The sequence below is a fragment of the Micromonospora maritima genome (genome assembly GCF_902825405.1).
Lineage (GTDB): Bacteria > Actinomycetota > Actinomycetes > Mycobacteriales > Micromonosporaceae > Micromonospora > Micromonospora maritima.
Genome location: NZ_CADEAU010000130.1, coordinates 1 through 12,506, shown reverse-complemented (window position 1 = coordinate 12,506; position 12,506 = coordinate 1). Strand labels below are relative to the sequence as shown.

10 protein-coding genes are annotated in these 12,506 nt (G+C 72.9%); 5 read left to right on the top strand and 5 right to left on the bottom strand.

Features of this window, described 5'->3' with window-relative positions:
* Window positions 1-359 precede the first annotated feature (359 nt).
* The 3 genes from gltX to HUW36_RS14535 are packed head-to-tail and all read right to left on the bottom strand — an operon-like array spanning window position 360 to window position 4,405.
* Complete coding sequence (gene gltX, locus HUW36_RS14545) at window positions 360-1,769, bottom strand: glutamate--tRNA ligase (RefSeq protein ID WP_174528647.1); 1,410 nt, start codon at window positions 1,767-1,769, stop codon at window positions 360-362.
* 48 nt (window positions 1,770-1,817) lie between these two features.
* Window positions 1,818-3,095: an MFS transporter gene (locus HUW36_RS14540; RefSeq protein ID WP_174528646.1), complete on the bottom strand. Its 1,278-nt coding sequence runs from the start codon at window positions 3,093-3,095 to the stop codon at window positions 1,818-1,820.
* The gene (locus HUW36_RS14535) at window positions 3,092-4,405 is read right to left on the bottom strand and encodes a GH1 family beta-glucosidase (protein WP_174528648.1); all 1,314 of its coding nucleotides are present in this window, start codon (window positions 4,403-4,405) and stop codon (window positions 3,092-3,094) included. Before HUW36_RS14535 ends, HUW36_RS14540 begins: the two co-directional genes overlap by 4 nt.
* 201 nt (window positions 4,406-4,606) lie before the next feature.
* Here HUW36_RS14535 and HUW36_RS14530 point away from each other — a divergent pair, with 201 nt between their 5' ends.
* Window positions 4,607-5,053, top strand: a complete 447-nt coding sequence (locus tag HUW36_RS14530) for an SRPBCC family protein (protein ID WP_174528645.1) — start codon at window positions 4,607-4,609, stop codon at window positions 5,051-5,053.
* 160 nt (window positions 5,054-5,213) lie between these two features.
* Here the strand turns inward: HUW36_RS14530 and aceE are convergent, their stop codons facing one another.
* Window positions 5,214-7,958 carry a pyruvate dehydrogenase (acetyl-transferring), homodimeric type gene (gene aceE, locus HUW36_RS14525; RefSeq protein ID WP_174528644.1) on the bottom strand — a complete coding sequence of 915 codons (2,745 nt, stop codon included), beginning with the start codon at window positions 7,956-7,958 and terminating at the stop codon, window positions 5,214-5,216.
* A gap of 182 nt (window positions 7,959-8,140) precedes the next feature.
* On the opposite strand from aceE, the gene HUW36_RS14520 reads away from it, so the two are divergent.
* Window positions 8,141-8,476 (top strand): hypothetical protein, encoded by a 336-nt coding sequence (locus HUW36_RS14520; protein ID WP_174528643.1) that lies wholly within the window; start codon window positions 8,141-8,143, stop codon window positions 8,474-8,476.
* A gap of 23 nt (window positions 8,477-8,499) precedes the next feature.
* Entirely contained in the window at window positions 8,500-8,904 is a 405-nt protein-coding gene (locus tag HUW36_RS14515; protein WP_174528642.1) for a secondary thiamine-phosphate synthase enzyme YjbQ, read from the top strand.
* A 43-nt stretch (window positions 8,905-8,947) separates the two neighbouring features.
* On the opposite strand, the gene HUW36_RS14510 is transcribed toward HUW36_RS14515, so the two are convergent.
* A complete protein-coding gene (locus tag HUW36_RS14510) occupies window positions 8,948-10,591 on the bottom strand; it encodes an alkaline phosphatase D family protein (protein WP_174528641.1) in 1,644 nt (547 codons plus the stop codon).
* Window positions 10,592-10,778: 187 nt separating this feature from the next.
* Here HUW36_RS14510 and HUW36_RS14505 point away from each other — a divergent pair, with 187 nt between their 5' ends.
* On the top strand, window positions 10,779-11,243 hold the full coding sequence (locus HUW36_RS14505; protein ID WP_174528640.1) for a MarR family winged helix-turn-helix transcriptional regulator: 465 nt from the start codon (window positions 10,779-10,781) through the stop codon (window positions 11,241-11,243).
* A 51-nt stretch (window positions 11,244-11,294) separates the two neighbouring features.
* On the top strand, window positions 11,295-12,506 hold a 1,212-nt coding region (locus HUW36_RS14500; protein ID WP_246248174.1), incomplete at its 3' end, for a thiamine pyrophosphate-dependent enzyme.

The following is a 12,506-nucleotide window of genomic DNA, read 5'->3' as shown; positions in this document are numbered from 1 at the left end:
CCGTCCGCCGGGTCGCCGTCCCCGGCGAGCCCGTCCCCGGCCGCCGCCGGGGACGACGACGGGGGTACGGGCTGGCTCTGGACCGTCGCCCCGGTGGTGGTGCTGGGGCTGCTCCTGGTCGGCGCGCTCGTGCTGCGCCGTCGCGCCACCCGCCGCTGACCGGACGGGCGCGTCGAACACGGCGCGTGACGGCCGCGGGTGAGGGCCGACCGGACGAGCGATATACCGCTGAGTCATCTTTATGACCCAGCGGTATGTCGCTCACACTTGTATCGGCTTCGGACCGCGACACGCCCGCAGACGACACGCCGCCGGGTCCCACCGGGCCCCCGGCGGGTCAGGCCGGGGGTGGACCAGGGTCAGACCAGGCGTACCCGGGCGGCCCGCAGCCGGGTCAGGGTGCGCTCGCGGCCGAGCACCTCCAGGGACTCGAACAGCGGCAGCCCGACGGTGCGGCCGGTGACCGCGACCCGGACCGGCGCCTGCGCCTTGCCCAGCTTCAGCCCGCGCTCCGCGCCCACCGCCTCCAGCGTGGCCTTCAGCGACTCGGCGTCCCACGACTCCAGCGATCCGAACGCCTCGATCGCGGCGTCCAGCAGCTCGGCGGCGCCCTCCTTCATCGCCTTCGCCCAGGCCGCCTCGTCGATCAGCGGGTCGGCCAGGAAGAGGAAGTCGACGTTCGGCACGATCTCGGCGAGGACCGCGATCCGGGTCTGCGCCAGCGGGGCCACCGCGGCGAACGCGGCCGGGTCGAACTCGGCCGGCTGCCACGGCGGCGGGGCGATCGTGTCGGTGCCGGTGAGCCACGGCTGGCAGGCGGCCACGAACTCCTCCACCGGCAGCGCCCGGATGTACTCCCCGTTGAAGGCCCGCAGCTTCTTCTCGTCGAAGAAGGCGGGGGAGGGGTTGACCTCGTCGAGCCGGAACTCGTCCTCGATCACCGACCAGGGCACGATCTCCCGGTCGCCCGACGGCGCCCAGCCGAGCAGCATCAGGTAGTTGCGCATCGCGTCGGCGAGGTAGCCCTCGTCCCGGTACGCCTCCAGCGCGACCTTGTCGCGCCGCTTGGACAGCTTCTGCCGCTTCTCGTTGACCACCACCGGCACGTGCGCCCAGATCGGCGGCTTGACCCCGAGCGCGTCCCAGAGCAGCTGCTGCTTCGGGGTGTTGGGCAGGTGCTCCTCGGCCCGGATCACGTGGGTGATCCCCATGGTCATGTCGTCGACCACGTTGGCGAGCAGGAAGACCGGCGAGCCGTCGCCCCGGGCGATGACGAAGTCCTCGATCAGCTTGTTCTCGAACGTCGGCTCGCCGCGGATCAGGTCGACCACCACGGTCTCGCCCTCGTCCGGCGTACGGAAGCGCAGCGCCCGACCCTCGCCCGGCTCCAGGCCGCGGTCCCGGCAGAAGCCGTCGTAGCCGCGGTGCGGTGAACCGGTACGCGCCTGCACGTCCTCGCGGGTGCAGTCGCAGTAGTAGGCCCGGCCGCCCTCGTAGAGGCGCTGGGCGGCGGCGCGGTGCTCACCGGCATAGGAGGACTGGAAGTAGGGGCCCTCGTAGCTGCCCCGGGCGATGCCGATCCAGTCGAGCGCGGAGAGGATGCCCTCGGTCCACTCGGGCCGGTTGCGGGCCGCGTCGGTGTCCTCGACACGGAGCACGAACACCCCGCCCTGCTGCTTGGCGAAGATCCAGTTCTGCAGGGCCGAGCGGGCACCGCCGACGTGGAACATTCCGGTCGGGGAAGGGGCGAAGCGTACACGTACCGTCACGTCCCCCAGCCTACGGCGGGCCGCGACCGCTTTCCGGCAGGGGGCCGGTCAGGGCACCGCCCTGATCTTCACGACCAGGGCGCTGCCGAGCAGGGTGACCGCCGCGGTGACCGCGTACAGGGTCGGGTAGCCGCCGAGGTGGACCACGACCGGCGCGGAGAGCGCCGGCCCCAGCACCTGCGGGGCGGAGTTGGCGATGTTGATCACGCCGAGGTCCTTGGCCCGGTCGGTGGCGGCCGGCAGCACCTGGGTGATCAACGCGGCGTCCACCGCCAGGTAGACGCCGTAACCCGCGCCGAGCAGCAGCGCGGCCACGATCGCCATCGGCCAGACCGGCGCCACGGCGAGCAGCGTCGCGGCCACCGCCATGATCAGCCCGGACACGATCACGAACACCTTGCGCCGGCCGGATCGGTCGGAGAGGCGCCCGGCGACCACGGCGGTGAGCATCATGCCCAGCGTGTAGAGCAGGATCAGGACCAGCAGCGAGCCCTCGGGGTCGGCCACCCGCACCCCGTCGGTGAGGAAGTAGAGCAGGTAGAGCGTGCCGAGCGCGTTGCCCAGCTGCACCAGGAACCGGGTGAACCAGGCCCAGGCGAAGTCCGGGTGACGGCGCGGGCTGATCCACATCGAGGCGAGCAGCGCGCGCGCCCGCAGCGGCGACCGGTGTTCCCGGGGCAGCGGGTCGTCCTGGGTGAGCAGCGCGAACGGCAGCGACAGCAGCAGCACGGCGAGCGCGATCGCCGCGTACCCGGCGGCGTTGCCGGTGACCACGGCGGTGACCAGCACCGCGCCGAGCACCAGGCCGAGCGCCTGCGGGATGCCGACCCAGCCGGAGACGCCGCCGCGCTGGGCCACCGGCACCCGGTCCGGGATCGCGGCGGTGAGGCTGGCCAGCATGGCGTTGAAGCAGACCTGGGCGGCCACCCAGGCCACCGCCACCCCGGCGATGCTGTCCTGCCGGGCCAGCAGCACCAGGGCGGCCGCGCCGACCACCGCGCCGGTCGCGGTCCAGACGTGCCGGCGGCCGAAGTGCCGGTTGGCCAGCCGCAGCGAGGTACGGTCCGACAGCGCGCCGGCCAGCGGATTGGCCAGCACCGCGGCGAGCGCGCCGAGGCCGGTCACCACCGCCAGCATGGCCTCCTTGTCGCCCGGCGCGATCCGTTCCACCTGCTGCGGCAGCAGCACCTGGATCGGGGTGAAGAACGCCATCCAGACGCCCAGGTTGGCCGCGAAGATCAGCGCGATCCAGCCCCGCCGCACCGGCACCGTCGGTTCGGCGAGCGCCGCCGGCAACGAGGCCGGCGTCGGGTTCACCGTGGTCATCGCCGCACCAGGTCCCGGAACCAGGTGTACGACGACTTCGGCGTGCGCCGCTGGGTCGGGTAGTCGACGTGCACCAGCCCGAAGCGCTTGGTGAACCCCTCGGCCCACTCCCAGTTGTCCAGCAGCGACCAGACGAAGTACCCGGTCACCGGCACGCCCGCGCCGATCGCCTCGTGCACCGCGCGCACGTGCCCGTCCAGGTACGCGATCCGCTCCGGGTCGTGCACCCGGCCGTCGGCGTCGGGCACGTCGTCGTACGCGCACCCGCTCTCGGTGACCTGGATCGGCGGCAGCGCGTCGCCGTACCGGTCGCGCAGGTGGAGCAGCAGCTCCCGCAGGCCGTCCGGGGCCACCGGCCAGTCGAACGCGGTGCGCGGGTAGCCGTCCAACGGCACGATCTCGAACGGCAGGGGCGACCCCTCCTCGGGCGCGCGGATGCCGGTCGGGTTGTAGTAGTTGACGCCGAGCACGTCGATCGGCGCGGCGACGACGTCCAGGTCGCCGTCGCGGACCACGGCGGGGTCGAAGCCGGGCGCGTCGGGGTAGCCGAGGCCGAGCAGCGGGTCGGTGAAGAGCCGGTTGTGCAGCGCGTCGTACGCCGCGGCGGCGGCCCGGTCCGCGTCGGTGTCACCGGCCAGGCGCACCGGGGAGTAGTTGTTGGCGATCGCCACCGGGCTGGTGGTGCGGGCCCGCAGTGCGGCGACCGCGAGGCCGTGCCCGAGCAGCTGGTGGTGCGCGACCGGGAAGGCGTCGAAGAGCAGGACCCGGCCCGGCGCGTGCACGCCCATGCCGTGCCCGAGGCTCATGTGGACGAACGGCTCGTTGAGCGTGATCCAGAGCTTCACCCGGTCGCCGAGGCGGGCGGCGGTGAGGTCGGCGTACTCGGCGAAGCGGGCGGCGGTGTCCCGGTTCAGCCAGCCGCCGGCGTCCTCCAGCGCCTGCGGCAGGTCCCAGTGGAACAGCGTGGCGACCGGGTCGACGCCGGCCGCGAGCAGGCCGTCCACCAGCCGGTCGTAGAAGTCGAGCCCGGCCGCGTTCGCCGGGCCGGCGCCGGTGGGCTGCACGCGCGGCCAGGCGATGGAGAACCGGTACGCGGACACCCCGAGCCCGGCCAGCAGCGCGGTGTCCTCGGCGTACCTGTGGTAGTGGTCGCACGCCTCGTCGCCGGTGCTGGCGTCGACGATCCGGCCGGGCTCGCGGGCGAACGTGTCCCAGATGGACGGCCCGCGGCCGTCGGCGGCGGTCGCCCCCTCGATCTGGTACGCGGAGGTGGACACCCCCCAGCGGAAGTCGGCCGGGAAGTCGGGCATCGGCGCGGTCGTCAAGTCACCCTCCCGAGACATGAAGCGTGCTCGCGACTCTAGGGCTCGGGCGACCGCCGCGCCATAGGCCGGAAAGCGCCGACGGCACAAGGGTTTCCGGCGTGTCTTCTCCGAACTCGTCCGCTTAAGTCCGATTTACACATAGAGTGCCGAATATCGCGGATGTGATTTAAGTGGGGGAAAGTACTCATGATCCTCGTGGAACGCAGCGCACACGTGGCGGCGCCGGTGGAAGTGGTCTGGGACGTCGTGCAGCGGGCCGAGCAGCTGCCGGCCTGGCTGGCGGGGGTCCGCGCGGCCGAGGTCCTCTCCGGGGAGGGATTCGGCCGGCGACAACTGGTCCAGGCCGGACGCGGCTCCGCGCACGAGGCCGAGGTGATCGCCTACCAGGAGCCGACCCTGATCGGCTGGCGCGAACGGGCCAAGGGCGCGGGCGCCCGGGCCGAGGCGCGCACCGAGATCTACGTCCAGCTGACCCCGGACGAGGAGGACGGTGGCACCGTCGTACGACTGATCGTCGTGCGCTGGCCCGCCGGCCCCGTCAAGGCCGCCCTGCTGCGGCTCGGCCTGCGTCGGGTCGGCGCCGACCTGGAGGACTCGCTGGCCCGGCTGACCGACCTGGCCGCCGTCGGCTGACCGAGCCCGTCCCGGCGTCGCCCGCGATGATGATGGTCCGGCGTCCCCGCCAGGGGCGCCGGACCATCGCCGCATCACCCCCGATCGACGGAACGGGGGCGGGTGGAGACAGCGGAAGGGCCCCGGCGCGCAGCGCCGGGGCCCTTCCGTCGTGCGGGGTCTAGCTGTCGCCGCCGGTCTCGCCGACCGGGGCGGCGGTGACGTCGTCCAGCGCGTACTTGCGGGCGGCGTCGGCCGGCACGTGGGCCGGCACCACGCCGCGCAGCGCGAGCTGGCGCAGCGTCGCGACCGCGACCGACTCGGCGTCGACGTGGAAGTGCCGACGCAGCGCGTGCCGGGTGTCCGACATGCCGAAGCCGTCGGTGCCGAGCGAGGTGTAGTCCCCGGGTACCCAGCGGGCGATCAGGTCCGGTACCGCGCGCATCCAGTCGCTGACCGCGACCTTCGGCCCGTCGGCGTCGGCCAGCTTCCGCGCGATGTACGGCACCCGCGGCTCCTCGCCCGGGTTGAGCAGGTTGTGCTCCTCGCACTCCACCGCGTCGCGGCGCAGCTCGGTCCAGGACGTCACCGACCACACGTCGGCGGACACGCCCCAGTCCTCGGCGAGCAGCTGCTGGGCCTTGAGCGCCCACTGCATGCCGGTGCCGGAGGCGAGGATGTTCGCCTTCGGCGCGTCGTCGCCGACCTGCGGGGCGGGGGAGTAGCGGTGGATGCCCTTGACGATGCCCTCGACGTCCACGCCCTCCGGCTCGGCCGGCTGGAAGATCGGCTCGTTGTAGACGGTGAGGTAGTAGAAGACGTTCTCCTGCTCCTCGCCGTACATCCGGTGCAGGCCGTTCTCCACGATGTGCGCCAGCTCGAAGGCGAACGCCGCGTCGTAGGCGACCACCGCCGGGTTGGTGGCGGCGAGCAGCAGCGAGTGGCCGTCCTCGTGCTGGAGGCCCTCACCGTTGAGCGTGGTCCGGCCGGCGGTGGCGCCGAGCACGAAGCCCCGCGCCATCTGGTCCGCCGCCGCCCAGAACCCGTCGCCGGTGCGCTGGAAGCCGAACATCGAGTAGAAGATGTACAGCGGGATCATCGGCTCGCCGTGGGTGGCGTACGCCGTGCCGGCGGCCGTGAACGAGGCCACCGACCCGGCCTCGTTGATCCCCTCGTGCAGGATCTGCCCGGTCGTCGACTCCTTGTAGGACAGGAACAGCTCCCGGTCCACCGAGGTGTAGCGCTGGCCGTGCGGCGAGTAGATCTTCTGGGTCGGGAAGAGCGAGTCCATGCCGAAGGTGCGGGCCTCGTCCGGGATGATCGGCACCCAGCGCTTGCCGAACTCCTTGTCCTTCATGATGTCCTTGAGCAGGCGGACGAACGCCATCGTGGTGGCGACCTTCTGCTTGCCCGACCCGCGCTTGACGTCGGAGAACCGCTCGGTGCCCGGGATGGCCAGCGTCTTGCGCGCGGTGTTGCGCGAGGGCAGGTAGCCGCCCAGCTGCTGCCGCCGGTCCTTCAGGTACGCGATCTCGTCCGACTTCTCGCCCGGCGTGTAGTACGGCGGGAGGTAGGGGTTCTCCTCCAGCTGCTTGTCCGGGATGTCCAGGTAGAGGCGGTCGCGGAAGAGCTTCAGGTCCTCCAGCGTCAGCTTCTTCATCTGGTGCGTGGCGTTGCGGCCCTCGAAGTGCGAGCCGAGCGTCCAGCCCTTGATCGTCTTGGCGAGGATCACGGTCGGCTGGCCGGTGTGCTCCATCGCCGCCTTGTAGGCCGCGTAGAGCTTGCGGTAGTCGTGGCCACCCCGCTTGAGGTTCCAGATCTCGTCGTCGCTGAGGTGCTCGACCATCTTGCGGGTGCGCGGGTCGCGACCGAAGAAGTGCTCCCGGACGTACGACCCGGACTCCGCCTTGTAGGTCTGGTAGTCACCGTCGGGCGTGGTGTTCATGAGGTTGACCAGCGCGCCGTCGGTGTCCGCGGCGAGCAGCGGGTCCCACTCCCGGCCCCAGACGACCTTGATGACGTTCCAGCCGGCGCCCCGGAAGAACGCCTCCAACTCCTGCATGACCTTGCCGTTGCCGCGGACCGGTCCGTCCAGGCGCTGGAGGTTGCAGTTGATCACGAAGGTGAGGTTGTCCAGCTCCTCGCGGGCGGCCACGCCGATCGCGCCGAGCGACTCGACCTCGTCCATCTCACCGTCGCCGAGGAACGCCCAGACGTGCTGCTGGGAGGTGTCCTTGATGCCCCGGTGGTGCAGGTAGCGGTTGAACCGCGCCTGGTAGATCGCGTTCAGCGGCCCGAGGCCCATGGAAACGGTGGGGAACTCCCAGAAGTCCGGCATCAGCCGCGGGTGCGGGTACGAAGGCAGCCCGCCACCGGGGTGCGACAGCTCCTGCCGGAACCCGTCGAGCTGGCTCTCGCTGAGCCGGCCCTCCAGGAACGCCCGCGCGTACATGCCGGGGGAGGCGTGACCCTGGTAGAAGATGTGGTCCCCGCCGCCGGGGTGGTTCTTGCCGCGGAAGAAGTGGTTGAAGCCCACCTCGTAGAGCGACGCCGAGCTGGCGAACGTGGAGATGTGGCCACCGACGCCGATCTCCGGGCGCTGCGCCCGGTGCACCAGCATCGCGGCGTTCCACCGGATGTACGCCCGCAGCCGCCGCTCGACGTGCTCGTCACCCGGGAACCACGGTTCGCGCTCCGGCGGGATCGTGTTGATGTAGTCGGTGGTGGTCAGGGACGGCACCCCGACCTGCCGCTCGCGGGCCCGCTCCAGCAGGCGCAGCATGACGTACCGGGCGCGCTTGGTTCCGCGCTCGTCGATGACACCGTCGAGCGACTCGACCCATTCGCTGGTCTCTTCAGGGTCGATGTCCGGAAGCTGGCTCGGCAGACCAGCGGTGATCACCGGGCGCTTGCGTTCCGTAGCCACAGGCGTTCCCTCGGTTCTGTGTGGGATAGGTCTCTAGCGCCATCCTGCCCCCTCGTGGCGCTCGTCGTCACGTCTCCCTCCCCCAGACGCGACGCTGAACACAGGTACCCATCAGTAACTTTGTGCGATCACCGGATGCGCTAGCCGGGTCGCGGGTGGCGGTCCGCGGCTACCCTGCCGGCATGCGGCGGGATCCGGTTCTGGTCGGCGGCGTGATGACGGCGCTGGGGGTGCTGGTGGCGCTCGTCGCCGCGGTCGGGTTGGCGCGGGAGATCGCGCGTACCCCCGAGTGGGGGCCGGAATGGATCTTCGTCCTGGGCGGCGGCGCGCTGCTGGTCCTCGGCGGCGTCGGCGAACTCCGGCACCAGCGCCGCTTCCGGTCCGGCTACCGGGAGGCGGCGGGCGGGGGCAGCGCCTTCGACTACGTCCCACCCGGCCCGCAGGGCACCGGTGGGGACCTGCCCCACTACGGCGACGGCGGTGGGAACGGCGACTGTGGTGGCGGGGGCGGGAACTGAACCGCTGCGGCAGAATGCGCCGTATGCGCAGTGAGGTGATCAGCGTCCGGACCGGGTCCCGGCCGACCGTCCGGGACATCACGGCCGAGGCCGAGCGGTTCGTCGCCGGGGCCGGCGACGGGTTGCTGCACGTCTTCGTGCCGCACGCCACCGCCGGGCTGGCGATCATCGAGACCGGCGCCGGGTCGGACGACGACCTGCTCCGGGCGCTCGACGACCTGCTCCCCACCGACGACAGGTGGCGGCACCGGCACGGCTCACCCGGGCACGGCCGCGACCACGTGCTCCCGGCGTTCGTGCCGCCGTACGCGACAGTGCCGGTGCTCGACGGGCGGCTCCAGCTCGGCACCTGGCAGTCGATCTGCCTGGTCGACCCGAACGGCGACAACCCGGACCGTCAGGTCCGCTTCTCGTTCCTGGCCGGCTGAGCGGCCGGGCCGGGCGCGCCGCACCCGCCCCGGCCGCCGCCGGTCACGGCCGGACCGTCTCCGCCTCCACCGTCTGCCGGCCCTGGTCCACCCCGGGAGCGACGGTCCGCGCCGCGGCCGGCGGCCGGTCGTACGTCAGGTTCAACCCCGGGACCCGGTCCTCGATCACGAACGTCGCCCGGGTGTACGCCGGCGCGTCCGGGCGGCTCACGTACGGCAGCACGTCGAAGTTCGCGGTCAGGTCCTTCGGGGTGATCGTGGTGCGGACGTACCCGCGCAGGTTGTTCTGGAAGCGCAGGTGCGGGTTGAACGCCAGCCACGGGTGCGAGCCGGTGGGCGAGTCCGCGCCGTCCCCGGTCGAGGTGATCGACGAGCAGACCAGCTCGCTGCCGACCGTGCGGGACGTCGGGTCCGCGTAGTCCAGCTTCAGGTCGCTGGCCCAGTGCGCGTGCACGTCACCGGTGAGCACCACCGGGTTCCGCACCCCGGCGGCCACCCAGCCCCGGGTGATCCGGTCCCGCGAGGCGACGTACCCGTCCCAGGCGTCCATGCTGGTGACCGTCAGCGGACCGGAGTTGTTGTCCCGCTGGGCGAAGAAGACCTGCTGGCCGAGCAGGTCCCAGCGGGCCTCGGAGCGGCGGAAGCCGTCCAGCAGCCACGCCTCCTGCGCGGCGCCGGTGATCGAGCGGGCCGGGTCGGACGCGTCGGCGCAGCTCTTGTAGCCGTCGCCGCACGCCTGGTCGTCCCGGTACTGGCGGGTGTCGAGCATGTGGAACGTGGCCAGCCGGCCCCAGCGCACCCGCCGGTAGAGCTGCATGTCGATGCCGCGCGGGATCGAGGTACGGCGCAGCGGCATGTTCTCGTAGTACGCCTGGAACGCCGCCGCGCGCCGGGCCGGGAAGTCCGGGTCGGGCGCCTCGGGTACCTCGTCGGCCCAGTTGTTCTCCACCTCGTGGTCGTCGAAGACCACCACCCAGGGCGCGACCGCGTGCGCCGCCTGGAGGTCGGTGTCGGTCTTGTACTGGGCGTGCCGCTGCCGGTAGTTCGCCAGTGTGCGGGTCTCCGGGCCCTCGTGGTCGCGCGGGTTGCCGCCGGGCACGGTGTAGGTGTCCTTCGCGTACTCGTACTGGTAGTCGCCGAGGTGCAGGATCAGCTCCGGCTCGGTCTCGGCCAGCCGCCGGTACGCGGTGAAGTAGCCGTGCTCGTACTGCGAGCAGGAGACGAAGCCCATGGCCAGCGCGGACGGCATCAGCCAGGGCGCCGGCGCGGTGCGGGTGCGGCCGACCGGGGACAGCCAGCGCTCGGCCCGGAACCGGTAGAAGTACTCCCGCCCGGGGAGCAGGCCGTCCAACTCCACGTGCACGCTGTGCGCCGACTCCGGCCGGGCCAGCCGTACGCCCCGGCGCACCACGTGTCGGAAGCGCTCGTCGGCGGCCACCTCCCACGCCACCGGCACGACCCGCGACGGCATGCCGCCCAGGCCGTCCTCGGCCAGTGGTTCCGGCGCCAGCCGGGTCCAGAGCACGAAGCCGTCGTGGTCGGGGTCGCCGGAGGCCACCCCGAGCGTGAACGGGTCGCGGCGCAGCGGGCCGGGCGACGCGGCGGCCGCGACCGGCATGCCGGCTGCCGCGCCGGCGGCGCCGAGCGCCGCGCCGCTGAGCAGGATGGTACGTCGGGACAGTGCCACGGTTTCCTCCCCGGAGTCCGGTTCGTCGACTCCGGGCAGCCTCGCGAGCGTCGATGGCCGTCAGGTGACACCGAGACGACCGCACGGCACTTTCCGCCGAACAGCGGTCGGTGGGCGAAGGGCGGCGACGTCACCGGACCACATAGTGGAGCAGGTCAATTGTTGATCGGTCACGTACGATCGGGTCATGGCGCCATCCCCGTCCCCCGCCGACCGGCCCGGCCTGGCCGGGGACACCGTGCGCCGGATCCTGCACGTCGCCGCCGCGCTGCGGCACCACCAGGACGAGGCGATCGCCGCGCTGGGGCTCACCCCGGCCGCCGCCCGGGCCCTGTACGAGCTGGACCCGGACCGTCCGCTGCCGGCCCGTGACCTCGCCGAGCAGTTGGGCTGCGACAGGTCCAACGTCACCGGGCTGGCCGACCGGCTGGAGCAGGCCGGGCTGGTGGAGCGGCGGACCGACCCGGCCGACCGGCGGCAGAAGACGCTCGTGGTCACCGGGCGGGGACGCGAGGTCCGGGAGCGGGTCGGGCGGGTGATGTCGGACTCCCGACTTCTCGACGGGCTGAGCACCACCGAGTTGGCCGCCCTGCGTGAGCTGGTGTGGAAGGTGTCCGACGGCGGCTGCCCCGAGGAGTGCGGCGAGGTCTGAGCCACACCGGGCGGAACGTGTCCGACTGGGCGCGGCGGCCCGGAGTCGGTAATGCTGTCCGACGTGACCACCCCGCACGATCACGACGACCGGCTCCGCGCCGACCTGGCCGCGCTCGGCGCGCCGGAGCTGCGGCGCGACCTGGCCGAGCCGCTGCCCGACGGCGGGCCGCTGACCGGGGCCCAACTGTTGGCCCTGTTCGACGCGCAGCTCACCAGCCGGCTGCTCGACCTGGCCGGGCGCTGGCTGCGCGGCTTCGGCGAGGGGTACTACACGATCGGCTCGGCCGGTCACGAGGGCAACGCCGCCGTCGCCGCCGCGCTCCGGCCGACCGACCCGGCGCTGCTGCACTACCGGTCCGGCGCGTTCTACTGCCTGCGTGCCGCCCAGGCGGCCGGCGAATTCCCCGCCGGCCCGCCGGCACCCGCCTCGGACGACCCGACCGCTCCCGTCGCGCCGACCGACACTCCCGCCGAGACGGGGACGGAGGCCGCCACCTCGGACGCCGGCGCCGACCAGGGCGGGGTGGGCGGTGAGGCGGCCACGTTGCCGGACGGCGTCGGCGTGACCGTGGACGCGGACGGCGACGCGACGGTCGGCGTACCCGATCTGCCCCCGCCGGCCCCCGACGACGCCTACGCGGACGCGGCGCGCGACGTGCTGCGCGGGATGGTCGCCTCGGCCGCGGAGCCGATCGCCGGCGGCCGGCACAAGGTCTTCGGCCGGGCCGACCTCGCGGTCGTGCCGACCACCTCCACCATCGCGTCGCACCTGCCCCGGGCGGTCGGCCTGGGACTGGCCCTGGAGCGGGCGCGCCGGGGCGGCCCGCGCGCCGACGGCGAACCGGAGGCGACGTCCTGGCCGTCGGACGCGGTGGTGGTCTGCTCGTTCGGCGACGCCTCGGTCAACCACGCCAGCGCCACCGCCGCGCTCAACACCGCCGGCTGGTACGACCACTCCGACCTGCGTGTCCCGGTCCTGTTCGTCTGCGAGGACAACGGGCTCGGCATCAGCGTGCGTTCGCCCGAGGGGTGGGTGGCGGCCACGCTGCGCTCCCGGCCCGGCATCCGCTACTTCGCCGCCGACGGGACGGACGTGGTGGCGAGCTACCGGGTGGCGGCGGAGGCGGCGGACTGGGTGCGCCGGCACCGCCGGCCCGCCGTGCTGCACCTGGACACGGTCCGGCTGATGGGGCACGCGGGCGCGGACGCCGAGACCGCCTACCGCAGCCCGGCCGAGATCGCCGCCGACGCCGCCCGCGAC

Excerpts from the sequence above, each read along its gene's own strand:
- HUW36_RS14540 (WP_174528646.1), bottom strand. The coding sequence starts at position 3,095 with ATGACCACGGTGAACCCGACGCCGGCCTCGTTGCCGGCGGCGCTCGCC.
- HUW36_RS14535 (WP_174528648.1), bottom strand. The coding sequence starts at position 4,405 with ATGCCCGACTTCCCGGCCGACTTCCGCTGGGGGGTGTCCACCTCCGCG.
- HUW36_RS14530 (WP_174528645.1), top strand. The coding sequence starts at position 4,607 with ATGATCCTCGTGGAACGCAGCGCACACGTGGCGGCGCCGGTGGAAGTG.
- HUW36_RS14520 (WP_174528643.1), top strand. The coding sequence starts at position 8,141 with ATGCGGCGGGATCCGGTTCTGGTCGGCGGCGTGATGACGGCGCTGGGG.
- HUW36_RS14515 (WP_174528642.1), top strand. The coding sequence starts at position 8,500 with ATGCGCAGTGAGGTGATCAGCGTCCGGACCGGGTCCCGGCCGACCGTC.
- HUW36_RS14505 (WP_174528640.1), top strand. The coding sequence starts at position 10,779 with ATGGCGCCATCCCCGTCCCCCGCCGACCGGCCCGGCCTGGCCGGGGAC.